The organism is Streptomyces viridifaciens (assembly GCF_001888885.2).
Lineage (GTDB): Bacteria > Actinomycetota > Actinomycetes > Streptomycetales > Streptomycetaceae > Kitasatospora > Kitasatospora aureofaciens.
The window spans coordinates 1,978,748-2,004,383 of the sequence record NZ_CP090841.1 but is presented as its reverse complement, the minus strand read 5'-3'; the positions used below and the strand labels follow the sequence as shown (position 1 = coordinate 2,004,383).

Annotated in this window: 25 protein-coding genes; 11 read left to right on the top strand and 14 right to left on the bottom strand. The window is 73.3% G+C overall.

Features of this window, described 5'->3' with window-relative positions; genetic code table 11:
- The first annotated feature begins 29 nt into the window (after positions 1-29).
- Positions 30-1,667, top strand: a complete 1,638-nt coding sequence (locus BOQ63_RS16235) for a hypothetical protein (RefSeq protein ID WP_107488511.1) — start codon at positions 30-32, stop codon at positions 1,665-1,667.
- Between the two features lie 28 nt (positions 1,668-1,695).
- Here BOQ63_RS16235 and BOQ63_RS16230 read toward each other — a convergent pair whose 3' ends face one another.
- Positions 1,696-2,154, bottom strand: a complete 459-nt coding sequence (locus BOQ63_RS16230) for a VOC family protein (RefSeq protein WP_046387349.1) — start codon at positions 2,152-2,154, stop codon at positions 1,696-1,698.
- Between the two features lie 136 nt (positions 2,155-2,290).
- On the opposite strand from BOQ63_RS16230, the gene BOQ63_RS16225 reads away from it, so the two are divergent.
- Positions 2,291-3,466 carry a hypothetical protein gene (locus tag BOQ63_RS16225; protein ID WP_030598934.1) on the top strand — a complete coding sequence of 392 codons (1,176 nt, stop codon included), beginning with the start codon at positions 2,291-2,293 and terminating at the stop codon, positions 3,464-3,466.
- A 118-nt stretch (positions 3,467-3,584) separates the two neighbouring features.
- Here BOQ63_RS16225 and BOQ63_RS16220 read toward each other — a convergent pair whose 3' ends face one another.
- On the bottom strand, positions 3,585-5,186 hold the full coding sequence (locus tag BOQ63_RS16220) for a PucR family transcriptional regulator (RefSeq protein ID WP_037831397.1): 1,602 nt from the start codon (positions 5,184-5,186) through the stop codon (positions 3,585-3,587).
- Positions 5,187-5,343: 157 nt separating this feature from the next.
- Between BOQ63_RS16220 and BOQ63_RS16215 the strand changes: the two genes are divergently transcribed.
- The 4 genes from BOQ63_RS16215 to BOQ63_RS16200 all read left to right on the top strand — a co-directional run bounded on the left by BOQ63_RS16215 (position 5,344) and on the right by BOQ63_RS16200 (position 10,085).
- Entirely contained in the window at positions 5,344-5,940 is a 597-nt protein-coding gene (locus tag BOQ63_RS16215; protein ID WP_030290224.1) for a PadR family transcriptional regulator, read from the top strand.
- Entirely contained in the window at positions 5,937-7,190 is a 1,254-nt protein-coding gene (locus BOQ63_RS16210) for an FAD-dependent oxidoreductase (protein ID WP_030290223.1), read from the top strand. The genes BOQ63_RS16215 and BOQ63_RS16210 overlap by 4 nt, the downstream gene beginning before the upstream one ends.
- Before the next feature lie 177 nt (positions 7,191-7,367).
- Positions 7,368-8,996, top strand: coding sequence for an L-glutamate gamma-semialdehyde dehydrogenase (gene pruA / locus BOQ63_RS16205; protein WP_030290221.1), 1,629 nt, complete (start codon positions 7,368-7,370; stop codon positions 8,994-8,996).
- Between the two features lie 159 nt (positions 8,997-9,155).
- Positions 9,156-10,085, top strand: a complete 930-nt coding sequence (locus BOQ63_RS16200) for a proline dehydrogenase family protein (RefSeq protein WP_030290220.1) — start codon at positions 9,156-9,158, stop codon at positions 10,083-10,085.
- Positions 10,086-10,158: 73 nt separating this feature from the next.
- Here the strand turns inward: BOQ63_RS16200 and BOQ63_RS16195 are convergent, their stop codons facing one another.
- Positions 10,159-10,752, bottom strand: a complete 594-nt coding sequence (locus BOQ63_RS16195; RefSeq protein ID WP_030557661.1) for a Uma2 family endonuclease — start codon at positions 10,750-10,752, stop codon at positions 10,159-10,161.
- A gap of 147 nt (positions 10,753-10,899) precedes the next feature.
- On the opposite strand from BOQ63_RS16195, the gene BOQ63_RS16190 reads away from it, so the two are divergent.
- Positions 10,900-11,592, top strand: coding sequence for an RraA family protein (locus tag BOQ63_RS16190; RefSeq protein WP_072654523.1), 693 nt, complete (start codon positions 10,900-10,902; stop codon positions 11,590-11,592).
- A gap of 3 nt (positions 11,593-11,595) precedes the next feature.
- On the opposite strand, the gene BOQ63_RS16185 is transcribed toward BOQ63_RS16190, so the two are convergent.
- The 4 genes from BOQ63_RS16185 to BOQ63_RS16170 all read right to left on the bottom strand — a co-directional run bounded on the left by BOQ63_RS16185 (position 11,596) and on the right by BOQ63_RS16170 (position 16,218).
- A complete protein-coding gene (locus tag BOQ63_RS16185; RefSeq protein WP_030290217.1) occupies positions 11,596-12,084 on the bottom strand; it encodes a GNAT family N-acetyltransferase in 489 nt (162 codons plus the stop codon).
- 66 nt (positions 12,085-12,150) lie between these two features.
- Positions 12,151-13,116, bottom strand: coding sequence for an SGNH/GDSL hydrolase family protein (locus tag BOQ63_RS16180; protein ID WP_072654522.1), 966 nt, complete (start codon positions 13,114-13,116; stop codon positions 12,151-12,153).
- Positions 13,117-13,342: 226 nt separating this feature from the next.
- Positions 13,343-14,713: a TerD family protein gene (locus BOQ63_RS16175; protein WP_223885950.1), complete on the bottom strand. Its 1,371-nt coding sequence runs from the start codon at positions 14,711-14,713 to the stop codon at positions 13,343-13,345.
- A gap of 212 nt (positions 14,714-14,925) precedes the next feature.
- Entirely contained in the window at positions 14,926-16,218 is a 1,293-nt protein-coding gene (locus tag BOQ63_RS16170; protein ID WP_150475942.1) for a hypothetical protein, read from the bottom strand.
- A 296-nt stretch (positions 16,219-16,514) separates the two neighbouring features.
- Here BOQ63_RS16170 and BOQ63_RS16165 point away from each other — a divergent pair, with 296 nt between their 5' ends.
- Positions 16,515-17,048 (top strand): SsgA family sporulation/cell division regulator, encoded by a 534-nt coding sequence (locus tag BOQ63_RS16165; protein ID WP_078867702.1) that lies wholly within the window; start codon positions 16,515-16,517, stop codon positions 17,046-17,048.
- Here the strand turns inward: BOQ63_RS16165 and BOQ63_RS16160 are convergent.
- The 3 genes from BOQ63_RS16160 to BOQ63_RS16150 form a co-directional block, all read right to left on the bottom strand.
- Positions 16,967-18,547, bottom strand: coding sequence for a GAF domain-containing protein (locus BOQ63_RS16160; RefSeq protein WP_063756687.1), 1,581 nt, complete (start codon positions 18,545-18,547; stop codon positions 16,967-16,969). The genes BOQ63_RS16165 and BOQ63_RS16160 overlap by 82 nt on opposite strands.
- A gap of 157 nt (positions 18,548-18,704) precedes the next feature.
- On the bottom strand, positions 18,705-19,859 hold the full coding sequence (locus tag BOQ63_RS16155) for a M56 family metallopeptidase (RefSeq protein ID WP_150475941.1): 1,155 nt from the start codon (positions 19,857-19,859) through the stop codon (positions 18,705-18,707).
- Positions 19,859-20,251 carry a BlaI/MecI/CopY family transcriptional regulator gene (locus tag BOQ63_RS16150; RefSeq protein WP_030290208.1) on the bottom strand — a complete coding sequence of 131 codons (393 nt, stop codon included), beginning with the start codon at positions 20,249-20,251 and terminating at the stop codon, positions 19,859-19,861. Before BOQ63_RS16150 ends, BOQ63_RS16155 begins: the two co-directional genes overlap by 1 nt.
- 163 nt (positions 20,252-20,414) lie before the next feature.
- Between BOQ63_RS16150 and BOQ63_RS16145 the strand changes: the two genes are divergently transcribed.
- The 3 genes from BOQ63_RS16145 (at position 20,415) to BOQ63_RS16135 (ending at position 22,436) form a co-directional block, all read left to right on the top strand.
- A complete protein-coding gene (locus BOQ63_RS16145) occupies positions 20,415-21,080 on the top strand; it encodes a DedA family protein (RefSeq protein WP_030290207.1) in 666 nt (221 codons plus the stop codon).
- Positions 21,080-21,748 (top strand): phosphatase PAP2 family protein, encoded by a 669-nt coding sequence (locus BOQ63_RS16140; RefSeq protein WP_046386757.1) that lies wholly within the window; start codon positions 21,080-21,082, stop codon positions 21,746-21,748. Before BOQ63_RS16145 ends, BOQ63_RS16140 begins: the two co-directional genes overlap by 1 nt.
- Before the next feature lie 172 nt (positions 21,749-21,920).
- A complete protein-coding gene (locus BOQ63_RS16135; RefSeq protein WP_050366533.1) occupies positions 21,921-22,436 on the top strand; it encodes a pyridoxamine 5'-phosphate oxidase family protein in 516 nt (171 codons plus the stop codon).
- On the opposite strand, the gene BOQ63_RS16130 is transcribed toward BOQ63_RS16135, so the two are convergent.
- The 4 genes from BOQ63_RS16130 to BOQ63_RS16115 form a co-directional block, all read right to left on the bottom strand.
- Positions 22,433-23,065 (bottom strand): hypothetical protein, encoded by a 633-nt coding sequence (locus tag BOQ63_RS16130; RefSeq protein ID WP_143174738.1) that lies wholly within the window; start codon positions 23,063-23,065, stop codon positions 22,433-22,435. The two genes, BOQ63_RS16135 and BOQ63_RS16130, sit on opposite strands and share 4 nt — an antisense overlap.
- Before the next feature lie 150 nt (positions 23,066-23,215).
- Positions 23,216-23,683, bottom strand: a complete 468-nt coding sequence (locus tag BOQ63_RS16125) for a hypothetical protein (RefSeq protein ID WP_046386758.1) — start codon at positions 23,681-23,683, stop codon at positions 23,216-23,218.
- Positions 23,680-25,203, bottom strand: coding sequence for a WXG100-like domain-containing protein (locus tag BOQ63_RS16120; RefSeq protein WP_150475939.1), 1,524 nt, complete (start codon positions 25,201-25,203; stop codon positions 23,680-23,682). Before BOQ63_RS16120 ends, BOQ63_RS16125 begins: the two co-directional genes overlap by 4 nt.
- A gap of 33 nt (positions 25,204-25,236) precedes the next feature.
- Complete coding sequence (locus BOQ63_RS16115) at positions 25,237-25,566, bottom strand: WXG100 family type VII secretion target (protein ID WP_051746956.1); 330 nt, start codon at positions 25,564-25,566, stop codon at positions 25,237-25,239.
- Positions 25,567-25,636: the final 70 nt, after the last annotated feature.

The window sequence follows — 25,636 nt, the reverse complement described above, 5'->3', positions numbered from 1 at the left end:
GACCGCTGGCTGAGGGAGAGCGCACAACGATGGCCGGACGACGTCGGAAGAACGGTGGGGCTTCGGCGGGGGAGGGCGCGGCCGAGGCGGTCCTGCCCGCGGACGTGGAGCTGCAGGACCTCTACGGGGCGTTCGCCGCGCACGGCCTCGACGACGAGGACCTGGACGACGCGGCGGTCCTGGTGCCGCCGGTGAAGCTGCCCACGGAGCAGGAGCTGGCCGAGCAGGCCAAGGCCGTCCCGATGTTCGGCTACGCGCTGGCGCTGGCCCGCTGGGCGGCCCCGCACCGGACGGTGGACGAGTTCGGCGACCTGGTCGAGGAGGACCGGGGGCCCGCGGCCCGGCTGCTGGGGCTGGCCCCCACCGAGGGCGAGGTGCCGGAGGAGGCCGAGGTCGAGGCGCTGCGGGCCTGGTCGCTGGCCTGTGACCTGGATCTGGTGGAGCTGGGCACGACCAAGGACGGCGAGCACGTCGCGGTGCCGGGGCCGGACCTGGAGCCCGCCGAGCAGGGGGACCCGGACACCGTCCTGGAGCTGTGGCTGACCGCGGCCGGGATCGTCCGGGAGCTGGCGGTGGAGGCGGACTCGCTGCCGGAGGAGGAAGCCGGGGAGGAAGCGGAGGAGGGCGGGGAGCCCACCCCCGAGGAGGGCGGCGAGGAGGACGAGGACGGCCTGAACGAGGTAGAGGAGGCCCGGGACGCCGCCGCCGAGCTGCTCGACGAGGCGCTGCAGGTGCTGTACGAGACCACCGCCTTCGCCGACCCCGGCAACGAGACCGTCCCGCTCGGCGTGCTGGCCGCGCTGCTGGTGGTGCCGGAGGGCGAGGAGCCGAGCGAGGAGCTGCTCGGCGACATCACGGACGTGATGGTCGCGCTGGACCCGATGCTGGGCGACCTCGCCGAGCTGGGCCTGCTGGACTACCGTCCGATCGACCCGGAGCTGTTCGACGAGGAGGAGGGCGAGGAGCCCGTCGTCGGCGAGGCGCCGCTGGACGAGGAGGAGTCGGCCCGCTTCGGGCTGGTCCGGCTCACCCCGCTGGGCCAGTACGGCATCCGGCAGTGGCTGCTGGAGGACGGCTACGACGCGCCGCTGGTCGGGGACCTGGCCCAGGGTGACGCCGCCGAGCTGCTGCGCGGGGTGTGCGAGTCGGCCAACGTTCTCCCGGAGGAGGAGCTGCGGGTCTGGGTCGCGGGCCGGGAGCCGCTGCCGGCGGCGCGCGAGCTGCTGGCCGCGGCGCGCGGCGACGACGCGTACGGTCCGCTGCGCCGGATGCTGTGCGTCTCGGCGCTGAACCTGCTGGGGGCGGAGGCCGAGCCCGCCGTGCGGGAGGTGCTGGACGACCCGGAGCTGGGCGGTTCGGCCCGGGCCTGGCTGTCCGCGCTGGGCGCGACGGACGTGCCGGTGCCGGACCGGACGATGGCGCTGTGGACGGTGGTCGACACCTTCGCCGCCCAGCTGCTGGACAGCGGCGGCGATGCCGCGCTGCTGCGCGAGCTGGTCACCGACCTGCCGGTGAAGGGCGATCCGGCCGCGTGGTTCGGTGAGCTGTGGCGGGTCGACCACCCGTACACGGCGGACGTCCTGGAGGCGATCGGGGAACTGCACACGGACCGGGCGGTGGCCAAGGAGGCGCGCAAGGCGGCCTTCAAGGCGCGGTCCAAGGGCTGAGCCGCCTGGTTCCCGGGGGGCTCGGCCCCTACGGGAGGTCCAGGGAGCCGTCCTCGGTGAAGGGGAAGAACGGGTTGTGGGCCAGCTCCCACAGGTGCCCGTCCGGGTCCTCGAAGTAGCCGGAGTAGCCGCCCCAGCTGGTCGGGACCGGCGGCTTGACCACCACGGCACCGGCCTCGACCGCCGTCCGCAGCGCGGCGTCCACCAGCTCGGGGGACTCCAGGTTCACCGCGAGGGTGACGCCGCGGAAGGAGGGTTCGCCGGTGGCGGGCACGCCCGCGTCGGCGGCCAGCTCCTCGCTGGGGAAGAGGCCGAGCACCGAGTCGGCGGTGCGGAACCAGACGATCTCCGGGCTGGAGGCGGAGGAGCGCTTCCAGCCGAGGTCCTCGTAGAAGCGGGCGCTGCGGTCGAGGTCGGAGACACCGAGGGTGACGATGCTGATCCGGGCGGGGAAGGCGGCCCGGGCTGCGCTGTTCTGTGCTGTCATGTCGCCAGCGTAGGGAGGGCGGCTGACAACCGGCACCGCTGACACGGCCACCGCCCCCGTCCGGCAGTCGAGCTGATGACCCGGCAGCTGCGGCCACGTAAGGTGGCGTCAGCGGTGCGGGCGCGAGGACTCGGGGGTGCGGCACAGGATGGTGCGGGAGAGCGGCGGAAGGTCCCAGGAACCCCGGGAGTGGAACGCCGAGCGGTCGGGGCCGGACGGGCCGGGCGGGCAGGATCGTTTCGCCGGCCAGGAGGAGTTCTCCCGCCGGACCCTCGCCGCGGTGGACTTCCCGGTGTACGGCGTGGCCGGGCCGACGGGCCGCGGCGAGGCGCTGGCGGCCTTCGAGACCTGCGGCGGCGAGCTGCGCTGGGTCGAGGTGCAGGTCGGTGACTGGACCACCGCGGCCGGACCGTACGTGACCGTGCGCACCTACCGGCCGGGGGCCGACGGCTGCGAGGTGCTGCCCGAGCTGGAGGACGTGGTCGAGGACGAACGCGACCGGGTCTACGAGCAGTTGGGCATCGACGAGGGCGACGGGCCGGGCCAGGTGCGGGCGCTGCGCGAGTGGATCACCGTGGACGGCGAGTACTGCGCGATCGAGGTGCACGAGGACCGGCCGGTGGCGTCGGGCGGCAGCGGGTCGGCCGGGCAGGTCTGGGCCGGGCGGCTGCGGGTCGGCGGGCAGGCCGTCACGGTGTGCGGGCGCGGGCTGCCCCCCGGCCGCGTGGAGCTCGGCGGCATCGGGGACTTCGAGTGCTACCTGCGCGGGCGCACCGAGCTGCTGCGCGACCTCGCCTCCCGACGGGCCCGGTACGTACCGGTCGAGGAACGCGAACTGCCGCCCGCCGTGGGGCTGGAGGCGCACCGGGAGCTGATCGCCCAGAGCATCGCGGAGGCCGCCGCGATCGAGGCGCAGGTACGGGTCGGGCGTACGCCGAGGCTGCCTCGCGGGCTGCGCGGGGACGTCTGCGCGGAGCGCTGGGAGACGGCGGTGCGCCAGCAGATGCGGCTCGCCACGGAGACCCGGGAGGAGGCCGCGGCGGCGGTGACCTCGATGGTCAACCACCTCAACCGGCTGTCGCAGCAGACGCACTGGCTGGTCGGCACGCCGGAGGGGGAGGCGGCGGTCGAGGAGGTCGTCCGGTACACGGTGTTCGCCAGTGAGGTGGCCAGCCTGCCGGCCCAGCGGGCCTGGGAGCAGCTGTGGCGGGAGCGGCCGGGCGGCGGCGGGGAGGGGGCCTGGGAGGAGCAGCGGCTGGTGGAGCAGCTGTGGCTGTCGGCCTGGGAGCAGTGGCGGGCCGGGCGCGGCTGAGCGGCGCACAAGGACGGGCGCACCGACGACCGGCGCAACCGGGGACGCGCCTGAGCCTTGCCGGGGCCAGGGCCACGGCGCCTGATCCTTCCCGGCGTACGGGCGGCTGCCCGTGGACCTACTCGTCCGCGGGAAGCCGCAGTTGCAGCATCGCCAGCAGCCGCTGCTGCGGCTGGGCGAGGTCGATGCCGGTCAACTGCTCGGCGCGGCGCACCCGGTAGCGCAGGGTGTTGGGGTGGATGTGCAGGGCGTCGGCGGCGACCCGGACCTCGCCCAGCGCGTCCAGCCAGGCGAGCACCGACTCGGCGAGCCGGGTGCCGTGCCGGCGGTCGTACGCGGTGAGCGCGGTGAGCCGCGGGTCGCGCAGGCCGCCGCGCTCCTGGAGGAGCGCCAGCATCTCGCTGACCAGCACCTCGGCCTGGACGTCGATCAGCGCCGCGACGTCCAGGTCCACCCCGCCGCGGCCCATCGCGTCCAGGATCCGGTCGGCCTGGGCGCGGGAGTCCGGCACCTGGGAGAGGCCTTCGACGGTCGAGCCGATCGCGGCGCGCAGCGGCACGCCGAGGTGTTCCCGCGCGGCGGTGACCACCTCGTCGGCCCAGCCGCGCACGGTGGTCATCGGCAGGCCCGGCGGGAGTTCGGGCAGCAGCACGTAGACCCGGGACTCGATCGGGGCGAGCAGCGCCGTGCGGTGCCGGGCGGCGGTGTGCACCGAGATCAGGCCGGTGACGTCGGAGCGGTGCAGCGCCTCGGTGGTGTGCGCGCTGTAGGCCAGCACGGTGGCCGGGCGGCGCAGGTCCAGGCCGAGGTGGGTGGCCAGCGACTGGGGGCCGGTGGAGCCCTCCAGCAGGCCGGTCAGCAGGGTCTGGGTGAGCCGGACGTCGGCGGACAGTTCCCGTCGGCGGCGCACCAGTTGGGCGGCGGCCACCCGGGCCGCGCCGACCAGGGCCTGTTCGGCCAGCGGGGCCAGCGGCTGGGCGCCCTCCTGCACCCAGATGGTTCCGAGCGGCTGCGCCCCGGCCCGGATGCCGACGGCGAGGCGCCGGCGCAGGCCGAGTTCGGGGTGCGGCTCGACCGCGATCGGGGCGTCCGAGCTGCGCAGGTGCTGGAAGATGCCCCACTCGCGGAGCTTGGAGAGGTACGGCTCCGGGCCCTGCCAGCCGAGGATGGACAGCCGGCGCAGGTCGTCGACCTCGTCGGAGTCGGAGGAGCGGGAGTAGGCGAGCACCCGGCTGGAGGTGTCCTCGATCGAGACGATGCCGTTGGTGAGCACGGCGACGGTCTGGGCGAGGGAGAAGAGGTCGCCGGCGTTGGGCTCGGGGGCGCCGGGGGAGTCGGGGGCGTCCGGGCCGGCGATGATCGCCCGGGCCAGCGAGTCGAGGTGCTCCCAGCGGGTCTCGCGGCGCACCGAGAGCAGGGCGACGCCCGACTCGGTGGCGGCCTCGCGCAGGGCGTCGGCCTGGCCGGGGGCGTCCAGCTTGACGGCGACGGCGGCGGCGCCGGCCCGGCCGGCCGCGCGCAGGGCGGGGAGGGCGGCGCGGCCGCGGGCGCCGATCGCGAGGACGAGTTCGCCTGCGGCGGCGGTGGGCGGGTCCTCCGGGTCGAGGATCGCGACGTCGCGCACGGGGACGTCCAACCCCAGTGGGGCGGCCTGGAGTTCGACCAGCGGCTCGCCCAGGGACATCAGCAGCCCACGGAGCGGAAGGCCGGGGGTGGTCACTCCGGGCCTCCTTCATCCGCTCGGACAACGGTGTGTGGTTGATTTTAGCCGGGTGGACAGAGTTCTGGGCCGTCCGGTGTTGGTTACCCCTGAATAGTTGACTCTGACTATCCGAGAATGGATAGTCAGTAATGACCAAGTGATGAGGAACGTTCTCATGGCGAAGCGACGCAAGGTCTCGAACCCGCTGGCCCTCGCGGTCCTGGCCGAACTCGGAGCCGAACCGATGCACCCGTACGAGATGGGCAGACGGCTCAAGGAGCACGGCAAGGACCGCAACATCAAGTACAACCGCAGCTCGCTCTACATGGTCGTGGAGCAGCTGCGGAAGGCCGGGTTCGTCGCCGAGCAGGAGACCGTCCGCGACACCCAGCGACCGGAGCGCACCGTCTACGCCGTCACGCCCGAGGGGCAGGCGGAGCTCCAGGACTGGATGCGCGAGTGGATCGCCGAACCGCAGGAGGAGTACCCGGCCTTCGGGGTGGCCCTCTGCCTGCTGGTGGTACTTCCGACCGAGGAGTCGGCCGAGCTGCTCGGCCGTCGGCTGGAGGCGCTGGACGCGCGGATCGACACCTCGCGCGCCATGCTGCGCAAGGCCGAGGACATGGGCGTCCACCCGATGTTCGTGGTCGAGGAGGAGTACGCCCTCGCGTTGCTGGAAGCGGAGCGCCGCTACACCGAGAACCTCATCCGACAGATCGGGGATCCGGACTTCAACCGGACCCTGCAGGAGTTCATGAGGAGCCTGGAATGAGCACCACGCGTACGTCGGGGAAGAAGGCCCTGGTCATCGGCGGCGGCATCGCCGGCCCGGTGATGGCGCTGGCCCTGCGCAGGGCCGGCATCGAGGCGGAGGTCTTCGAGGCCTACGAGACCTCCGCCGAGGGCATCGGCGGGACCTTCATGATCGCCCCCAACGGGCTCGGCGCCCTCGCCGTCGTCGGGCTGGAGGCGGAGGTCGGCCGGATCGGGCAGCCGGTCGGCCCGATGGTGATCGAGGACGGCAAGGGCGGGGTGCTGGCCGAGTTCGCGGGCCTGCCCGACCTGCCGCGCGGGCGCCTGATGCGCCGCGCCGAGATGTACGAGGTGCTGCAGCGCCGGCTGCGCGAGACCGGCCTCGAAGTGCGCCACGGCAAACGGCTGGTGGGCGCCGAGGAGACCGCCGACGGCATCACCGCGCACTTCGCCGACGGCACCAGCGCCACCGGCGACCTGCTGATCGGCACCGACGGCACCGGGTCGACCGTCCGGACCCTGATCGACCCGGCCGCACCCGCCGCCCGGTACACCGGCCTGCTCGGCGTCGGCGGCTACAGCCCGTACCGGCTGCCCGGCCGGGCCGGACGCGGCGAGACCGTGCACTTCGCCAACGGCGCCCGGGCCTTCTTCGGCTACTGGGGCCTGGCCGACGGCAGCGGCACCGCCTGGTTCAGCAACATCCCGCAGCCCGAGCAGCTGAGCTACGAGCAGGTCCGCGCGGTGAGCCCGGAGGACTGGCTGCGCCGCTGCCGCGAGCTGCACGCCGACGACCTGCCCGCCCGTGAGGTGCTGCGGGTCGCGGACGCCGGGACGGTCGAGACCTTCCCCCGGCTGGAGATCATGCCGTCCGTCCCGCACTGGCACCGCGGCCGGATGGTGCTGGTCGGCGACTCGGTGCACGCGCCGTCCAACAGCTCCGGACAGGGCGTCTCGCTGGCAGTCGAGAGCGCCGTCGAACTCGCCCGCTGCCTGCGCGACCTGCCCGACCACACCGAGGCCTTCGCCGCGTACGAGGCGATGCGCCGGCCCCGGGTGGAGAAGATCGCCGCCGACGCCGAGCGCACCAACAACCAGAAGGCCTCCGGGCCGGTCGGGCGGATGGTGTTCCGGCTGGTCGCGCCGATCATGATGCGGACCTTCATGAGCCCGGAGAAGATGCTCCGCCCGGTGCACGGGTACCGGATCGACTGGGAGCGGCGGGTGGCCCCGGTGACGCCGGTGAGGCGCGCCGGACGCGCCGCCTGACGGGCGGTCGTGACCGCGGCGTGACCGGATTCGTCGGGGCGGACAACGCCGTACGGGGGAATTTAGCCGCCCGGCCAATCAAGTGGCCGGGCGCGCAGGAATAGCGTTCGTGCTGTGGCCTGCGTGTGACCCGCGCAGGCAATCCCCCCGCAATGAACGAAGGAGAGCGTGCGCTCTATGGACGCTGTGACCCAGGTCCCCGCGCCGGTGAACGAGCCGGTCCACAGCTACGCCCCCGGCAGCCCCGAACGGGCCCGTCTGGAGGCCAAGCTGAAGGAGCTGGGCGGCCAGGAGCCGGTCCAGCTGACCATGACGATCAACGGTGAGCGCCGGATGGGCGGCGGCACCGAGATCCACGTCGTCCAGCCGCACAACCACGCGGCTCGGCTCGGCACCCTGCGCAACGCCACCCAGGCCGACGCGCAGGACGCCATCGACGCTGCCCTGGCCGCTGCCCCGGCCTGGCAGGCGCTCTCCTTCGACTCCCGCGCCGCCATCTTCCTCAAGGCCGCCGACCTGCTGGCCGGCCCCTGGCGCGAGACCCTGGCCGCCGCCACCATGCTCGGCCAGTCCAAGACCGCCCAGCAGGCCGAGATCGACACGCCCTGTGAGCTGGTCGACTTCCTGCGCTTCAACGTGCACTTCGCCCGCCAGATCATGGCCGAGCAGCCGATCTCCTCGGACGGCGTGTGGAACCGCAGCGACCACCGCCCGCTGGAGGGCTTCGTCTACGCGATCACCCCGTTCAACTTCACCGCGATCGCCGGCAACCTGCCGACCGCGCCCGCGCTGATGGGCAACGTGGTGCTGTGGAAGCCGTCCCCGACCCAGCAGTACTCCGCGCACCTGCTGATGCAGCTGCTGGAGGAGGCCGGCCTGCCCAAGGGCGTCATCAACATGGTGACCGGCGACGGCCTGGACGTCTCCGCCGTGGCGCTCAAGCACCCCGCGCTGGCCGGCATCCACTTCACCGGCTCCACCGCCACCTTCCAGCACCTGTGGCGCGAGGTCGGCAACAACATCGCCGGCTACCGCACCTACCCGCGGATCGTCGGCGAGACCGGTGGCAAGGACTTCCTGGTCGCCCACCCCTCCGCCGACCCGGCCGTGCTGAAGACCGCGATGACCCGCGGCGCCTTCGAGTTCCAGGGCCAGAAGTGCTCGGCGCTCTCCCGCGCCTACGTCCCCGCCTCGCTGTGGGCCGGCCTCAAGGACGAGTTCGCCGCCGAGGTCGAGGGCCTCACCATGGGCGACGTCACCGACCTGTCCAACTTCATGTCGGCCGTCATCGACGAGCGCGCCTTCGCCAAGAACAAGGCCGCCATCGACCGCGCCCAGGCCGACGACACCGTCGAGGTCCTGGCCGGCGGCACCTACGACGACTCGGTCGGCTACTTCGTCCGCCCGACCGTCCTGGTCTGCCAGGACCCGGCCTCGGAGTACTTCCGCGACGAGTACTTCGGCCCCATCCTCGCCGTGTACGTCTACGAGGACGAGAAGTACGAGGAGATGCTGGCGCAGATGGAGTCCGTGTCGGCCTACGGCCTGACCGGTTCGATCATCTCCCAGGACCGCGCGGCGGCCCAGGACGCGATGCACAAGCTGCGCTTCGCGGCCGGCAACTTCTACATCAACGACAAGCCGACCGGCGCCGTCGTCGGCCAGCAGCCCTTCGGCGGCGGCCGGGCCTCCGGCACCAACGACAAGGCCGGTGCCAAGCAGAACCTGGCGCGCTGGACCTCGACCCGCTCCATCAAGGAGACCTTCGTCCCGCCGACGGACTACCGCTACCCGCACATGGGCTGACCGGCCCTGCTGCCGATCGATCCGCTGTAGAAGCCATCGGTCACCCGCGACGCCCGGTCCCGCAGCCGGGCGCCGCCCCGCCGGGGCGGCGGCTCACCCCCGTACCGCCGCCCCGGCCTCTTTCTGCCACCCTTGGAAACACCAGCTCCAGGAGTCACGATGCTCCGTTCCGCCCTTCTCGCGGCCTCCCGGTCCCCCCAGGTCCGCACCGTGGTCGAGAAGTTCCCCCCGACCCACGCGATAGTCGAGCGCTTCGTCGCCGGTGCCGTCCTCGACGACGCCGTCACCGCCTGCGACGACCTGGTCGCCACCGGCCGCAAGGTCACCCTCGACCACCTGGGCGAGGACACCAAGGACGCCGCCCAGGCCGCCGGCACCGCCGAGGCGTACGAGCACCTGCTCAAGGCCCTCAAGGAGACGGGCCTCGCCGCCGGCGCCGAGGTGTCGGTCAAGCTGTCGGCCGTCGGCCAGTTCCTGCCGGTGGACGGCGAGAAGATCGCGCTGGAGAACGCCCGCCGCATCTGCGAGGCCGCCGCCGACGCGGGCACCACGGTGACCCTCGACATGGAGGACCACACCACCACCGACTCCACCCTCGCCATCGCGCGGGAGCTGCGGGCGGACTTCCCCTGGCTGGGCATCGTGCTCCAGGCCTACCTGCGCCGCACCGAGGCCGACTGCCGCGAGTTCTCCGGCGCCGGCTCGCGCGTGCGCCTGTGCAAGGGCGCGTACAAGGAGCCCGAGTCGGTCGCCTTCCAGGGCAAGCACGAGGTCGACCTCGCGTACGTCCGCGCCCTGAAGGTCCTGATGGCGGGCGAGGGCTATCCGATGATCGCCTCGCACGACCCCAACATGATCAAGATCGCCGGCCAGCTGGCCCAGTGGAACAACCGCACCCGGGACTCCTTCGAGTACCAGATGCTGTACGGCATCCGCCCCGAGGAGCAGCTGCGCCTCGCCGGCGAGGGCAACACCATGCGGGTCTACCTCCCGTACGGCCAGGAGTGGTACGGCTACTTCATGCGCCGCCTCGCCGAGCGCCCCGCCAACCTCACCTTCTTCCTGCGCGCCATGGCCACCCGCAACTGACCTGGGCGCCCGGGCAACGCGACGGCCCGCACCCCTGACGGGGGGTGCGGGCCGTCGCGTGTTGAGGGGCTCCTCAGAGGAAGTCCTTGGTGTCCAACTCGAGTTCGAAAGGCGCAGGCAGAGCGAGAGGCTCACCGAAAGCGGCCAGATGCACTTCGGTGTACTCATCCCGGTGGGGTTTGCCGAACAGGCTGATCTGGGACTTCTCGCGGTCGACGAGCAGGTAGAGCGGGATTCCGGCCCGTGCGTAGCAGTGGCGCTTGGCGATGCGGTCCAGGTCAGGCTTGGTCGAGGTGATCTCGGCGACCATCGCAATGCCGTCGGGTTCCATCCAGGACGGAGCACCACGGAAGAGCCGGAGACTTCTCGGGGCGAAGGTGGCGTCCGGGATGACGTGGTTCTTCGGGCAGAGGCCGCCGCTCACCAGACGAAGACCCTTGCTGCCGGACACTTGCATGTGGACCTTGGACTTTGCCTTCACCTGGTCGATCAGCAGGTCGATGTAGTCCTCGTGATCGCCGTCCGGCGGTGGTGCCACGATGATTTCTCCCTCGATGAGCTCAGCCCGGAAGCCTTCGGGGGAGTGCAGGCTCAGGAAGCTCTCCAGCAGGATGTCGGCCTGCGACGGGGAGTTCGTGATCGGTTGCTCATGCGCCACAGCACTCATGATGCCCCTCCTTCGGATGGACGTCACGCTATTCGCCCTTCGGTCGGTTGTGCAGTACACGGTGGGCTTTCACTCGATGGTGTGAGTTTGAGCCCGGCGTAGGATTCCGGTGCTGGTCAACTGGGTTCTTGGTGAGAGGAGTTGGGGATGTTGAAGCAGTTCGAGGGGTTGTCCACGCCGTTGGTGGCGGACGCGTGTGTGCGGCTCGGGGTGGGGGTGCGGGTGGCGCCGGTGGGGGTGGCGGCGGTGACCGCCGGGGCGCGGGTGGCGGGGCGGGTGCTTCCGGTGCGGCACTACGGGAGCGTGGACGTGTTCCTGGAGGTGTACGGGGCGGCGCGGGACGGGGACGTGCTGGTGATCGACAACGGCGGGCGGACGGACGAGGCCTGCATCGGGGACCTCGCGGTGCTGGAGGCGCGGGCCGCCGGGGTGGCCGGGATCGTGGTGTGGGGGCTGCACCGGGACACGCCGGAGCTGGTGGAGATCGGGCTGCCGGTGTTCAGCTACGGCGCGCTGCCGCTGGGGCCGCTGCGGCTGGACGGGAGGGAGCCGGAGGCGCTGGTGTCGGCGCGGGTCGGGCCGCACCTGGTGACCGCCGGGGACGTGGTGTTCGCGGACGCGGACGGGGTGCTGTTCGTACCGGCCGACCGGGTCGAGGAGGTGCTGGAGACCGCCGCCGGGATCGCCCGGACCGAGCGCGCGCAGGCCGAGCGGATCGCGGCCGGGGACACGCTGCGCGGGCAGACCCGGTTCGACGAGTACCTGGAGCTGCGCGCGGCCCGTCCGGACTACAGCTTCCGGCAGCACCTGCGCACGGTCGACGGGGCGATCGAGGAGTGAGGGTCAGAGCGGGCGGTGCATGACGTGCAGGCCGACGTAGCCGTCCACGGGGTGGTGGAAGGCCTCGGGGACGGTGCCGACGATCTCGAAGCCCAGTGACCGGTAGAGCTTGACGGCGTGGTGGTTGTTGGCGACCACCGCGTTGAACTGCATGGCGCGGAACCCGGCCCGGCGTGCCCAGTCGAGGGTGTACTCGACCAGGGCCCGCCCGATGCCCTTGCCGTGGTGCGCCGGGTCGACCAGGTAGCTGGCGCTGGCCACGTGGCCGCCGTTGCCGGGGCGGTTGCGGTTCATGTTCGCGGTGCCGAGGACCGTACCGTCCTCGTCGACGGCGACCACCGTGCGGTCGGGGGCGGAGTGCATCCACCACTCCCGGCCCAGCTCGGACGGCATGTCGAGGGGGTAGGGGAAGGTCTCGCCGGCGGCGACGACGGTCTGGAAGAACGGCCAGATGGCCGGCCAGTCCTCGGGAGTGGCTTCGCGGATGCGCATCGGACCAGGATGATCGACGAACGGTCGGTCGGCCAGGGGTTTTCCGGTGCGTGCCGAGGGTTCCGGTCAGCCGCCGAGGACGGTGTTCTCGACCTGGGTGGCGGCGAAGGCCTGGCCCTCGGCGTTGGGGTGCACCACGGCGTACCTGAGCGGGACGACGCTGGTCAGCACGCCGTCCAGCCAGTGGTCGCCGTCGCAGACGCTGTGCCCGGCAGAGCCGGCGTAGAGGTCCACGTACGTGTCCTGCTGGGCCGAGGTCGCCTGCTCGACGACCAGGTTGAGCGGCTCCAGGATGCGGGTGCGGGCCCAGACGAGGTCTCCGGCGGTGAAGGTGGCGAACTGCGGCAGGCTGCCGTACCGGCAGAGGTGGGCGTTCTCGGGGATCAGGTGCGGGTAGCCGACGGTGTAGATCCGCGCGGACGGGGCCTTCGTCTGCAGCGCGCCGAGCATGGCGTTGTAGCCGGTGCGCAGCCGGTCGAGCCGACCGGGCAGCTGGGCGTCGTACTTGTCCTTGCAGGGCGTGCCCAGGCCCAGGCGGGCGGCGCCGAGTTCGATGCAGTCCTTGAGGATCTCGGCGAAACCGAGGTCGTTGCCGCCGATGCCGACGGTGATCACCTGGGTGTCCGGGTCGACGGCGTCGACCTGCGGCGGGACGGGCGGGTAGGGGGCGTTGGGGTCGGTGCCGAGCGGCGGGAGCGGGCGGCCGTTCGGGCTCTGCTTGTTCGCGTAGACGTCCGGGGTGGCGGCGCCGCTGCAGCTGACGTTGCGCAGGTCGGCGCCGGAGCCCAGGTCGCGGCGGATGAGCTCGGGGTACGAGCCGGTGGTACGGGCACAGCCGTCCTGGGGTGCGGTCAGGGCGCCGGTCGCCTCGATGATGCCCGCCGTGTAGGAGTCGCCGAGGGCGGCCCACTTCAGCGTGCCGGCGCGGGTGGCGGGCCTGGCGGCTGCCTGGGCGGCGGTGGGGGCGATCAGGCCGGCGGTGAGGACGACGGCGGCGCCGGCGACGGCCAGGCGGGACGGGAAGCGGCGCACGGTCTCTCCTCATCGGGTGCACAGGTGCGGGTGTGCGGAGGAGAGTGCGATTCACCCCCCGGAGAGTCAATCGAGTCGATGTGTGGGCGACTTGATGTCTCGGGAGGGTGAATTCTCTGGCTTCTCTTTGACGTTGTGGGACTGGGTTGGTTCCGAGGGATCCGCAGGGCCCGTGGGGCCCACGGACCTTGCGGCCCGTGCGGACCTCGCGGTCGGACCTCGGGGATCAGAGGAGGGCGGCGGAGGGCTCGATCATCGCCCGGGCGGTCTTGCCGTCGACGAACTCGCCGAGCGCCGTCATCTCCCACTCGCCGGAGGGGCGGCGGACCAGCTTGCACATCACCACGCCGGTGCGCGGCTCGGACTGGGTGAGGTCGAAGCGGACCAGCTCCTCCTCGGTGCGGACGTCCACCAGGCGGCAGTAGGCGTTGCGCAGCTCGGTGAACTTCTGGCCGGAGAAGGAGTTGACCGCGAACACCAACGCGTGGACCTCGGCCGGCAGGCCCTCCAGGTGGACGGTGATCGCCTCGTCGTCGCCGCCGTCACCGCCGACCAGGTTGTCGCCGGAGTGGGCGATCGCGCCGTTGAAGACGGTCAGCTTCATGAACCAGGCCGTCTCCAGGCGCTGGTGACGGGCGTCGAAGGCGAGGCAGGAGGCGTCCAGGTCGATGTCCCGGCCGCGGGCGGCGGACTCCCAGCCGAGGGCCATCCGGACCGAGGAGAGGAAGGGCCGGCCGTTCTTCACCAGGGAGACGGAGCTGCCCTTGACCAGGCTGACCCGGCCCTTGTCCAGGGTGACCTTGGGGCGCTCGGCGGGTTCCGGGGCCGCTGCCGGGGCTGCCGGAGCCGGGGGTGTGGTGGGCATCGTGGGCATGGTGGGCATCGACGGGACGGTGGCGAGGGCGATCCGGGGGTCGACCGGGGGAGCCGGCGGCGCCGGGGGGACGGGCGGCAGCGGCGGGGTCGCCGGAAGCGGCGGGGCGGGCGGGGCGACCTCGGAGGTGGAGTGGATCTGGACGGTCGGCGCGCTCGGCGAAGCTGAGGCAGGGGCAGGGGCCTCGGTCGGAGCCGGCTGAGGCGTCGGTGCGGGGGAGTCGTCGACGGTGACGCCGAAGTCGGTGGCGATGCCCGCCAGGCCGTCGGCGTAGCCCTGGCCGACCGCGCGCACCTTCCAGACCCCGTTCCGCCGGTAGACCTCGACCACGATGAGCGCGGTCTCCAGGCCCAGCCGGGGCGGGGTGAAGGTGACCAGCACCTCGTCGGTGTCGGCGTCCCGCAGGGTCGCGGTGGGCTCCATCCCGGCGAAGGTGGCGGACTGGTCGGCCGGGCTGGCGGTGATCACGACCTTGCTGATGTCGGCCGGGACGGCCGGGGTGTCGACGGTGATCGCGTCCGGTGCTCCGGCGGAGGCCGGGCGGAGGCTGACGCCGGGCCCGTGCGGGGCGTTGAAGAAGACGAAGTCGGCGTCCGAGCGGACCTTGCCGGCGTCGGTCAGCAGCAGGCCGGAGACGTCCAGCGCCTTGGGCGCGGTGACCTCGACGGTCACCCGCGCGGCGGTCAGCGGTGCGTTGCCGCCTTGGGTCAGGACGGTGGACAAGGACTCCTCCTCGGGTGCGGAACGACGGCCCGGACCGGTGCCCGTGGGGCGCCGGGCCGGGTGCTGCACACAGTAACGAACGTCGGTGCGGGGATGAGCCCGGTGAGCTGCCTGATCGTCGGACGATATGACGGACCTCCGGGGCCGGTTGATCCGGCCGGATCAACCGGCCGGCCGGCCGGTCGGCCGACGGGCGGTCGGCCGACGGGCGGTCAGTGCGGAGGGTGTGCCAGGTGCTGGGCGGACTGCGGGAGCAGCGGGCCGAAACCGCCGAGGGCGGCGACCGCCCGGGGGTGGTCGATGCCGAAGGCGGCGGCGTTCCAGGTCTCCTGCGGGCCCGGCTTGCGCACCGGGCCGGCCTGGTCGGCCGGCCGGGTGCCGCGCACCACGAAGGAGTAGCGACCGGGCTCGACGTCGGTGCCGGGCGGGGTGGTGAAGCGGTAGACCAGGGTGCCGCGTTCCTGCTGGGCGGTCACCACGGCGCTCGGCAGGTCGGTCCACGCGGCGCCGCTGCCGGGCGCCAACTGGCCGGGGGCGAGCCGGAATTCGGCCTGAAGGGCGGTGACCGGCTCGGCCACGGTGAGGTCGAGCGCGTGCCGGAGGCCGTCGCGACCGACCGCGGTGGTCAGGCCGGCGCCGGTCAGGGCCTGGTCGGCCTCCGGGGCGGCGCCGTCGGCCGCGGGCGCGTCGGTGGTCGGTGCGTCGGCCGCAGGTGCGCCGGTGGTGGGCGTGCCGGTGCCAGGGGCGTGACCGTCGGGGGCGTCGGTGACGGGCGGCGGCGGCAGCGGGCGGCCGGGCGCGGGGAAGGCGGGACCGGGCCGGGCCGGGGTGGTCGGCTGGAGCCCGGGCGACAGCGGGGACTGCCCGGCGTCGGCCTGTCCGGCACCGGCCTGTGCCGCACCGGCGTGGCCCGCACCGGGCTGCCCGGTGGAGGGCGTGAACGACGGGGACGGCGTGGACGGCTGCGCCGAGGGCGAGGCTCCGGTGCCCGGCTGGCCGCCCGTACCGGTGCCGTTCGCGGGCGTGCCTGCCGCGGACCGGGGGTCGTGCCCGGCGGAGGCCTGGCCGCCGGTCGACGGTGTGACCGGGGCGGCCGTCCCCGCGCGCAGTCCGCCCGGGGGCGTGGCCGCGGCGTTCGCCGGGCCCGACGGGTGGGCCGAGGAGTGCTCCGGGGGCTTCGGGCCGTGCGGGTGGCCGGAGGGCGGCGCGGGAGTGTCCGTGGTCCGGTCGGAGGCGGCTTCGGCCTGGTCGGTGGCGCCGGGGCTGGGCGGTGGGGTGGTGCCGACCCGGGCGACGCCGGCCCGACGGCCGATGCCCTGCTGCTCGTTCAGCAGGAGGGTGGTGGCGATGCTGATGCCGACGACGGTGGACATCGCCATCGCGGCGCCGGAGAAGCGAAGGGTGGGCAGCCGGAGCCGGCCGCCGAACGGGCGCGGCCGGCCGTGCCGACCCTGCTGTGCGGGCTCGTGCTGCACGTCCCGCGCGGTCTCCCCACGCACAGCCACCGGACCCCTCCCTCCCCGAAGTGCCGTCGCGTCGCCGTATTCTCCCACGCACCGGAGACGGGCCCGGATCCGGCCGTCCGGGGCCGGTCCCGCTGCGGGCCCGCGTCGGGAGGGGGAGAGCGTACCAGCGGGCGGCCGGAGGGTGGACAGGATCCTTCCATTTTCCGGACATCCGTTCGACGAGCGGAAGTTGACGGTCCGTCCGACCCGGCGAACGGCGGGACGGTCGGACCGGAGGAGGGTTGTTGCAACCCCCTTGCAACCCTTGCCCGCCCCGGCCGCGGTGGCGCAGGCTGATGGCATCCCGCGCCGTTCCCGGAGAGACCGTCATGCCGCCCGACCCGCTGTCCGCAGCCTCCAGTGCCCCCCTCGCCGCCACCCCCACGGGCGGCGATGGGGGCGGCTCCACCGCCGCTCCGGCGGCGGTGGAGGAGGTGCTGGCGCTGCGGATCTCGCTGGGCGACGAAGTGGTCGGCGAGGTGCGCACCCGGTTCCGCTTCGACGTCGCGCGCCCCTACGAGGTCCTGCTGACCTTCCATCTGGGGCGTCCGGACGAGGCGGACTGGGTGTTCTCCCGCGACCTGCTGCGCGACGGCCTGCAGACGCTGAGCGGCCAGGGCGACGTCAAGCTGTGGCCGGCGTACTGCCCGTGCCACGGCTCGACGCTGCACCTGGCACTCGAATCCCCGCACGGCAGTGCCCTGCTGGAGGCCTCGAAGCCCCGGGTGCGGGCCTGGCTGGACCGCACCTACGCGCTGGTCTCGGCCGAGCAGGAACGCGACTGCGGCCCCACCGACGCCCAGCTGGCCGCGCTGCTCGCGGCCGGCTGATCTCCGGGCCCGCCGTTCGAACGCGGTGAGGGCAGCGGCGAGGACGGCGGAGGGGGAAGCGGCGCCACGGCGCCCGGCAGCCGGACCCGGTCCGCCGCCAGCTCCGCCCGCAGCCGCCGTACGGCCGGCGCGGTGGAGGAGGGCAGCAGGTCGTACGGATCCTCCGGCCCCTGCACGGTGACCAGTACCGAGTCGGCGAAGCGGTACGGCCGGTGGGCCAGCAGGCCGCCCAGATAGCGGCGCAGCCGGGACAGCTCGGCCCGGACCGTCACCGTCCGCCCCGCGTCACCGAACAGCGCCTCGGCGAGCTGCGCCGCGGTGCTGCCCTCGCGGGTGGTGGCGAGCAGCAGCAGCAGTTCGGCGTGGCGCGGGCTGACCGGGTGCGACCAGCTGTCGGCGGCGCCCCGGACGGACAGTTCGGGCCGGTCCGGCCTGCGCAGGTCGAGCAGGAGCCGGGCGCCCTCGGCCTGTTCGGCGCTCACCGTGCCGGAGCCGTCCGTCCCGGGCGGGCACACCGGGCGGACCAGCCAGCCGTCCGCGAGCGGCTCCAGCACGCACTCGCCCAGCCCGGGCACCCAGTGCACGGCGGCCGGGACCCAGCCCTCGCTGGGGATGCGGAGCCGGCTGGGCGGCGGCAGCCCGGCGGAGGCGGCCGTCCAGCCGGCCGCGTCGACCACCAGGGCCGGGCCGCCGACCCGGGCGAGCAGCGGGGCGGCCAGGGTGCGCAGCTGGTTGAGCGACTCCAGCCGGTGGGCGCGCAGTTCGGTCTCGGCGAGCCGGGCGGCGGTGGCGGTGAGCTGGAGCAGGTACGGGCGGACGTTGTGGGCCGGGCCGCTGAGGTTGATCGCGCCGACCAGCCGGCCGGTGGCCGGGTCGTGCACGGGCGCGGCCACGCAGGTCCAGGTGTGGTGGCTGCGCAGGTAGTGCTCGGCGGAGTGGACGTGCATCGGGCGCTGGGCGCGCAGCGCGACGGCGATGCCGTTGGTGCCGACGTTCTCCTCGATCCAGCGGGCGCCGGTGACGAAGCCGATCCGGTCGGCGCTGCGGCGCAGGCCGCGTTCGCCCTCCTGCCAGAGCACGTGGCCCTCGGCGTCGGCGATGGCGAGGATCAGCGGCGTCTGGCCGACCGGCCCGAGCAGGGTCTCGCGCAGCACCGGCATGACGTTGTCGAGTCCGCTGGACCGGCGGCGCTGCTCCAGCTCGGCGGGGCCGAGCAGGACGGCGGCGGCGCCGGCGTCGGGGTCGAGGCCGAGGCGGCGCAGCCGGGCCCAGGAGTCGCCGATCTCGGGGCGCGGTTCGAGCAGGCCCGGCCCGTTCGGGCCACTGGGCCCGCCGGGGCCGCCGGACCTGCCCGGGCCGCCCGTTCCGCCGGGCTCGGGGAAGGCGAGCTCGCGGGCGGCGGCGTCGGCGAGGGTGCGCTCGTGGACCTTGGCCAGCTCCGCCGCGGTCGGCGCGGTGCGGCGCTCTGGTCGTCGGGACTGCCGTCCGGTCTGCCGCACTCGTGTCGCTCCTCGCCGCCGTTCGAGGACGCGCCGGTCGACGCGCTGACGAAAGCGTACGGGTGCGGTGGGCGTGTGGGGACGGGGTCCGCCAACTCCGCTACCGCCCGGTACGAAACCGCTCCGAGGTGCACCAGCGCGCGGTGCGGATGCCCTTCTACCGGGGCGCGCCCGGTTCGTGCTGGGCCGCCTCGACGGTGCGGTGCAGGTCGGCGGTGGCCTCCAGGGTGGCGGCGGTGGTCAGCGCCAGGCAGGCGGCCAGGGCCAGGGCGACGGCGCGCAGGCGGGTGGCGGGGGTGGTGGAGGGGCGGGGCTGGAGCAGGGCGGCAACCCGGCGCGGGACCGGGCCGGCGTGCGCGGCGGCGACCAGCCGGGGGCGGGCCGGCCAGGGCGAACGGCTGGCGGCCAGGGCGGCCCGGCCGACCGCGCGGGCGGTCACGGCGCGGTCGCCGACCCGGGCCGCGGCCACCTCGTCGGCCCAGCGCTCGAGGTGGTACCCGAGGGGCGCGCGCAGCGGGCGCAGCGCCGGGTGGAGGTCGGCGGCGTGCTCGGCGAGGGCGAGGAAGACGTGGTGGCGGCCGGTGAGGTGGGCGCGTTCGTGGGCGAGCAGGGCGGCGCGCTCGGGGCCGCTGAGGGCGCGCAGCATCCCGGAGGTGACCACGATCCGGCCGGGTTCGCCCATCCGGCCGGGGCGGCGCAGGCGGCCGGGGAGGGCGAAGGCGTCGGCGCGTTCGTCGTCGAGCACGGCGAGCTGGTGCCCGACGGGCTGCCGCAGCAGGGTCAGGGACGACCGGAGCCAGCGGGTGGCGCGTGCGCGGCGCACGGAGGCGCGCAGGGGGCGCATGTCCGCATGCTGGACACCGGCGGGGCGGTGGGCCGGGTGCGGACCGGTGCGTTCGTCGGCCGGGTCCGTACCGTGGGCGGGCAGCGTGCTCAGTGCGGGCCGTGCGGGCGCTGCGGGTAGTGCGGCCCGGGCGGCCCGCAGTTCCAGGTGCCGTCGGCGGGCGGTACGGACCGCCAGGGCGGCGAGCACAGCGAGCACCGGGCCGGCCAGGGCGGCCGCGACCGGCGCGCTGGGCGCGGCGGCGGTGAGCCAGGGCAGCGAGAGGTGGCCGAGGGCGGCGACCGGGGGCAGCTGGAGCAGTCCGGCGGTGGCGAGCAGGCCGAGCGAGCAGAGGGTGCCCCCGGCCAGGACGGTGGCGGTACCGGCCAGCAGCCAGGCGGCGGCCCGGGGCGGCAGCGCCTCGGCGAGGCGGCGGGCCAGCGGGACGGCGAGGAAGGGCAGCAGCAGCGGCACCCAGACGGCGAGCATCACGGTGCGCCCGCCGATCCCGGGCCGCCGTCGCCGAGCAGTTCGCGCAGCAGCTGCTCGTCCTCGGCGGAGAGGTCGGAGACGAAGCGGGCGAGCACGGTGGAGCGGTCGGCCTCGCGGCCCAGCTCGGTGTGCATCCGGCGGGCGGCGAGGCCTGCGGTGTCCTGGACGGTCGGGATGTACGCGTAGGCGCGGCCGGCGCGGGTGCGCTCGACCGTCCCCTTGTCGTGCAGCCGGGCCAGGATCGTCGCGATGGTGGTGCGGGCGAGGTGCCCGCCGAGCGCCGTCTGGACGTCCTGCGGCGTCATCGGCTGCCGGGCGGACCAGAGGGCGGCCAGCACCTCGGCCTCCAGCTCTCCGGCGGGCCGGCGGGCGGACGGTACGTCGGACATGGCGGCGCTTCCTCCAGCTTTCGTCTACAGTCATGTAGACCGTCTACGTCACTGTAGACGGTCCCGGGCGGGTTCGCCGCGCGTCGCGACGACCGCCCCCCAACGTACGGGAGGTCCGCCAGCCTTGCTCCAGTTCCCCGCCGATCCGGCCGCCCACCCCGCCGTGGGCCCCCACCTCGCGGTGGCCTCCCACCTCGCGGTCAACCCGCTGGACGCGTCCTCGCTGCTCGCCGCCTTCGGCGCGCTCGGCATCGCCGTGGTGCTGTTCGCCGAGACCGGTCTGCTGGTGGGCTTCTTCCTGCCCGGCGACTCGCTGCTGTTCACCGCGGGCCTGCTCTGCGTCCCCGGCGCCACCAAGGGGCCGCAGCTGCACCTGTGGCAGGTGCTGCCCGCCGCCCTGGTCGGCGCGCTCGCCGGGGCCCAGGTCGGCTACCTGATCGGCCGCCGCGGCGGGCGGGCGCTGCTGGGCCGCACCAAGCGCAAGAGCCTGCTGGAGGGCGTCGAGCGGGCCGAGGAACTGCTGGCCAGGTACGGGCACGGCAAGGCGATCGTGCTCGCCCGTTTCATCCCGGTGGTCCGGACGGTGTTGAATCCGCTCTGCGGCGTGCTCGAAGTGCCGGTTCGCTCGTTCACCCTCTGGCAGGTGGCCGGCGGCGCGGTCTGGACCGTCGGCGTCGTGCTGGCCGGATACGGGCTCGGTTCCTCGATACCCGGGATCGACCAGTATCTGCTGCCGATCATCGGTCTGGTAGTAGTTGTCTCCGTGCTCCCCATTGTTCTCGAACTGTTCCGCGCCCGTAAGGCGCGCCGTCACGGAGGTGACGTGTGATGTCCTCTCGGGTCCTGGCCGTCTACGACGGCAGCGGGATCGACGGCAGCCTCTACACCCGGGTCAACGGGTGGGCGCAGTCGGCCCCGCACTGGCTGGACGACGTGATCAAGGTCTGGTCGGCGATCGGCCTCGGCCTGTTCGCGCTCTTCATGCTCTCCGCCTGGTGGCGGGCGCGCGGCGCCGACTCCGCGGTGATGGCCAGGGTGCTGGCCTCCCCGGTGATCGTGGTCGTCGCGTACGGAGTCAACTCCGTCCTCAAGAACATGGTCGAGGAGGTCCGGCCGTGTGCGCAGATCCCCGGCAGCGTCTCGCTGGAGACCTGCCCGAGCGCGACCAGCGGTGACTGGTCCTTCCCGAGCAACCACTCGGTGATCGCCTTCGCCGCCGCGATCTCGCTCTGGTTCGTCAGCCGCCGGCTCGGCGCCGTCGCCACCCTCTTCGCGGTGCTGATGGCCGCCTCCCGGGTCTGGGTCGGCGTGCACTACCCGCACGACGTGGCCGTCGGTGCGCTCGTCGGCATCGTGGTCGCGCTGGTGCTCGCCCCGCTGGCCGGGCGCTGCGGGCCGCTGGTGGACCGGATGCGCTCCGGCGTGCTGCGCCCGCTGCTGGGCCCCGGCACGGTGCCGGTGGCGACCCGCGGATACGCCTCGCACCGGGCGCGGTAGTGCCCATTTCGTGAGCGCCCCGCCCCTTGTCCGGTTCCGGACAGGGGGTGGAGCATGTGAGCCGGGCGTGGGGCCCCTGACCGGGGCGCCCGCCCGGCTCAGTCGTGCTCAGGCGCGTCCGGGGCCGCGCTCGGGTCGCGGCGGCGCCGGGCGCCACCGGAGGGAGTGCCGAATGCCGTACCGACTCGACATCACGCAGGGGGACTGGCCGGGTGACCTGCTGCACAAGGGCGTCGACGGCCTGCTCGCCGAAGCCATGGTGCTCACCCTCGCCACCGCCGGCCACGAGCACGGGCCGCACGCCAACCTCGCCTTCTTCGCCCACGACGACGACCTCGTCCTCTACTTCGTCAGCGAGCGCTCCACCCGGCACAGCCACCACCTCGCCGAAGAGGCCCGGGCCGCCGCCACCGTCTTCCTGCCGCCGCCCGCCTTCGGCGAACAGCTGCGCGGCCTCCAGCTGACCGGCAGCGCGAGCGAGGCCTGGGGGCGGCAGGCCGAGGCGGCGCTGGCGGCCTACCAGGGGCGCTACCCCTCCTTCGCACAGGACGAGGAGACCCGTCGGCAGTACCTCACCGGAAGTGGGGCGGCGGCGCTGTACCGCTTCCAGGTCGAGGAGCTGACGGCGGTCGACGAGCCGAACTTCGGGCGGCGCAACTACCTGCGGGCCCGGGTGCTGCGAGGTTAGCCCTGCCCGATGACCGTGCCCCGCCGGAACGGCACCCGGCGCGGGCGGCCGTTGCGGACCACGAGCGCTCCGAGGCCGGCGACCGCGGCCGTCAGGACGGCGTCCAGGGCGGCGGCGATCGCCAGGTCCTGCGAGAAGTCGATGTCATCCGGGGCCGACGCGGCCGCGACACCCTCCGGGTCGTAGCGGACCAGCACCCGGTCGCCGACCGCGTGCGCGTGGAGGTTCCCGTACACCGTGCCGTTGGGGATCGGCAGCCCGAGCTCGCCGACCAGGTCGTACGTCGAGTTCGGATGCTTGTCCTGGGGGTGGTCGTGGACGGCGGCGACCCGCGCGGTGACGGTCACCCCACGGGCGTCGAGGATCACCGCGTCCCGGGCCGAGACCGCCTCCCCGATCGCACCGCCCCCCAGCGCGACCGACACGATCGCCACCCAGCAGCCCACCGGGCCCAGCAACCGGACCAACCCGACGATCCAGGCGACCCCGACCACCAGCCCGAGCAGCAGCGCGGCGCCGAACCCCACGTACGTGCTCACCGCCACCACCCCGAACGTCCCCGCCGGAACGGCCGTCACCAGCGCGGCTGTCAGCCCGATCGTCGCGCGTCTGCTCTTCGGCCCAGCCATGGCTTCCCCCGGTTCTCGCTACGACGGGGTGGAAGCGTACGCCGGGACCCTGACGCCCTCAGGGCGGGGTGCCAGGTGGCCGAGTCGAGGAACTCATTCGCGTCAAACCGCTCCGACACTGTCGGGCCGCAACGCCGTCAGCCGGCTGCGTCATGAGTTCGATGCCGCGCGGCCCAGCCAGTCCGCCAAGCTGCCTCGGCTCATGCTCACGGCGGCATCGATGTCGATCATTCCGGTGCCGTCGAGAGTGAAGCCGCCGCCGTTCTCGAACAGGGAGATGATGGGCTCGTACGGGTCCGGCAGTTGGGGCGTGGCCCTGCCAGTCTCCTGGAGTGCCGCGAAGTGCAGCGCTCCCACACAACTCTGCTGAACGGCCGCGCTCTGTAGCGCGCAGCTCTTCAAGACCAATTCGACCAGCTCGGGATCGGCACGAACGGACGAGTCGATCAGGGCTGCCACGTCGAAGAAGGGCCAGGCGTCCGAACCCAGCCGTTCGGCCCACAGTGCCGAACGCCGGAGGAACTCCTTCATGAGCGAGATGCGCAGCCGGGGGTCCGTCTCCGAGGGTTCCCAGTCGACGTTCGTCAGTCGCTCGGTCAGGGCGCGCGTATCGTTCATGGTTTGTTCCTCTGCGCGAGAATCAAGGCTGCAATTTCGTCAAGATTACTCAGATCACCGGCTATCGGAAAGTCGGGCCTGGTGAGGCCCAGTCTGTCCCAGGCGAAGAACGCATCCTCACGGGTTTCGTGCGGCGAAACCTCATGTGCGCCCCAATTGCCGGGTTCTGGCCAGTGGACGCCGTCCTCCCAGTATCCTTGTCGATACGGAAGATTGTGCGGGGGTGCCATGAGTATACTCTCGATACCTTCATGGCAGGCCCACCGGAAGAACTTGGTGGATTCTGCGGGGGTGAGTGTGCCTGCTTCTGCTTTGAACCACATGTCGGCGATGTGGTCCATGGGCGCGAACCGTCCGGTTGCCGGTCTTCCGTCCGGTGGTACCGACACGCCCGTGTGGACGTTTTCGAAAATGTGAGCCTTGATTCTGTTCAGGACACCCAAATCGTATCCCGTATTCGCGGCGATTCGTTCCGTGTCGCCAGTGGTCTGGCGAATTTTCTCGTAATTCCGTTGGGTCGATTCGGATTGAGGCGGGTCGATGTAGTCCGACCCTCCGGTCCTTGGCAGGTACTCCGGGCTCTCCGGTGTCCGGCCCGGACGACGGCTTGATCCCCCTCCTGGTGCCGCGGCGCTGCCGACGGCGCCGAGGATGAGGTCGAGGGGCATGACGGGGCCGGTTTTGAAGGCGGTGTCGTAGCCGTAGGTGAGGCCGGCGCCGGTGATCATGCGGCCGGGGACGGTGTCGGCGGCGTTGGCGACCTTGGCGAGGCTCGTGAGGGCGACGGAGGCGTTCTCGGTGGTCTCGGCGGCGGTGGTCACGACGCGGGCGCCGGCGCCGAGGCCGCCGCCGGCCGCGCCCATGATTTCGCCGGTCTTGGCGGAGTCGGCGGCCTCGGTGAGGCTGTAGCCGCCGTCGCCGAACAGCTCGACGCGGATGGGCTGAGCAACCGCGAGGTCGACGGTGATGGCCTCCACCGCGCCGAAGGCGGCACCGACCAGCACGGTGGCGGCGATGGTGGCGATGGCCTCGGAGACCGTGACCCCGACGGCCGCGGCGGTGGCGACGATGCCCGCGGCGGTGGCGGCGGCGATGTCCGCCGAGATGCTGAAGGTGACGAGGGCCAGGGCGGTGCCGACGACGAGGGTGCCGCCGACGATCGCGGCCTCCTCCTCCAGCTTCTTGATCGCCTTGTCGACCTCGTGGGCGAAGTCGCGCAGCGCCTTGGCGAGGGCGCGGCAGGCGTCGGCGGTCTCGGGCAGCCAGCCCTTGCCCTTGCCCGCGCTGTCCTTGCCGCCGTAGTACCGGGCCCAGAACTTGCCGAAGGCGTCGATCGCGGGGCCGTGGTTGTTGGCGACGATGGCGGCGGCGGCCTGGTTGGTGGGGGCGGTGACGTTGTCGATGGCGGTGGCCATCGCCTCCCACGCGTCGGCCACCGTGCGCAGCTTGTCCGGGTCGGCGTCCGGCCACCACATGCCGGTGACCTTCTGCACGGCCTTCGCGGCCGCGGACTCACCCATGCGTCACCTCCGACCGGCAGGGAATGCCGGTCATCAGGTGAGGTCCTTCCGGGCCTTGTTGTCCGCGTCGGTGTGGTTGTCGGCGTGCGCGACCAGGCCGTCGTGGATGCTGCTGAGCCCCTGGACCAGGACGTCGAGCCCGGCGAGCACGTGGTCGTGCGGACCGTTGTAGGCCGCCGCGAACTCGTTGCCCTGCTTGTCGCTGCCCCAGGGACTGCCCGCGTCGGCGAGGCTGTGCCTGAGCTTGTCGAGCGCCTCCTTGAGTGCCTTGCTCTGGTTCTCGAAGGTCGGCGCGGCGTCCTTCAGTTCTCCCGGCCGGATCTTGAACTCCGGGCCGCCGGCCTTCGCTGCGTCATCTGCCATCGAGTCAACCCCCGTGCTGTCCGTTCCTCAGAAAGCGCGAAGGACAGGACGGCCGGATCAGCCGACAGGG

What these genes read in the sequence shown, in the direction of transcription:
- BOQ63_RS16235 (WP_107488511.1), top strand. Translation starts at nt 30, where the DNA reads ATGGCCGGACGACGTCGGAAGAACGGTGGGGCTTCGGCGGGGGAGGGC.
- BOQ63_RS16230 (WP_046387349.1), bottom strand. Translation starts at nt 2,154, where the DNA reads ATGACAGCACAGAACAGCGCAGCCCGGGCCGCCTTCCCCGCCCGGATC.
- BOQ63_RS16215 (WP_030290224.1), top strand. Translation starts at nt 5,344, where the DNA reads ATGGCGAAGCGACGCAAGGTCTCGAACCCGCTGGCCCTCGCGGTCCTG.
- BOQ63_RS16210 (WP_030290223.1), top strand. Translation starts at nt 5,937, where the DNA reads ATGAGCACCACGCGTACGTCGGGGAAGAAGGCCCTGGTCATCGGCGGC.
- pruA (WP_030290221.1), top strand. Translation starts at nt 7,368, where the DNA reads ATGGACGCTGTGACCCAGGTCCCCGCGCCGGTGAACGAGCCGGTCCAC.
- BOQ63_RS16200 (WP_030290220.1), top strand. Translation starts at nt 9,156, where the DNA reads ATGCTCCGTTCCGCCCTTCTCGCGGCCTCCCGGTCCCCCCAGGTCCGC.
- BOQ63_RS16195 (WP_030557661.1), bottom strand. Translation starts at nt 10,752, where the DNA reads ATGAGTGCTGTGGCGCATGAGCAACCGATCACGAACTCCCCGTCGCAG.
- BOQ63_RS16190 (WP_072654523.1), top strand. Translation starts at nt 10,900, where the DNA reads ATGTTGAAGCAGTTCGAGGGGTTGTCCACGCCGTTGGTGGCGGACGCG.
- BOQ63_RS16185 (WP_030290217.1), bottom strand. Translation starts at nt 12,084, where the DNA reads ATGCGCATCCGCGAAGCCACTCCCGAGGACTGGCCGGCCATCTGGCCG.
- BOQ63_RS16165 (WP_078867702.1), top strand. Translation starts at nt 16,515, where the DNA reads ATGGCATCCCGCGCCGTTCCCGGAGAGACCGTCATGCCGCCCGACCCG.
- BOQ63_RS16155 (WP_150475941.1), bottom strand. Translation starts at nt 19,859, where the DNA reads ATGCTCGCCGTCTGGGTGCCGCTGCTGCTGCCCTTCCTCGCCGTCCCG.
- BOQ63_RS16150 (WP_030290208.1), bottom strand. Translation starts at nt 20,251, where the DNA reads ATGTCCGACGTACCGTCCGCCCGCCGGCCCGCCGGAGAGCTGGAGGCC.
- BOQ63_RS16140 (WP_046386757.1), top strand. Translation starts at nt 21,080, where the DNA reads ATGTCCTCTCGGGTCCTGGCCGTCTACGACGGCAGCGGGATCGACGGC.
- BOQ63_RS16135 (WP_050366533.1), top strand. Translation starts at nt 21,921, where the DNA reads ATGCCGTACCGACTCGACATCACGCAGGGGGACTGGCCGGGTGACCTG.
- BOQ63_RS16130 (WP_143174738.1), bottom strand. Translation starts at nt 23,065, where the DNA reads ATGGCTGGGCCGAAGAGCAGACGCGCGACGATCGGGCTGACAGCCGCG.
- BOQ63_RS16125 (WP_046386758.1), bottom strand. Translation starts at nt 23,683, where the DNA reads ATGAACGATACGCGCGCCCTGACCGAGCGACTGACGAACGTCGACTGG.
- BOQ63_RS16120 (WP_150475939.1), bottom strand. Translation starts at nt 25,203, where the DNA reads ATGGGTGAGTCCGCGGCCGCGAAGGCCGTGCAGAAGGTCACCGGCATG.
- BOQ63_RS16115 (WP_051746956.1), bottom strand. Translation starts at nt 25,566, where the DNA reads ATGGCAGATGACGCAGCGAAGGCCGGCGGCCCGGAGTTCAAGATCCGG.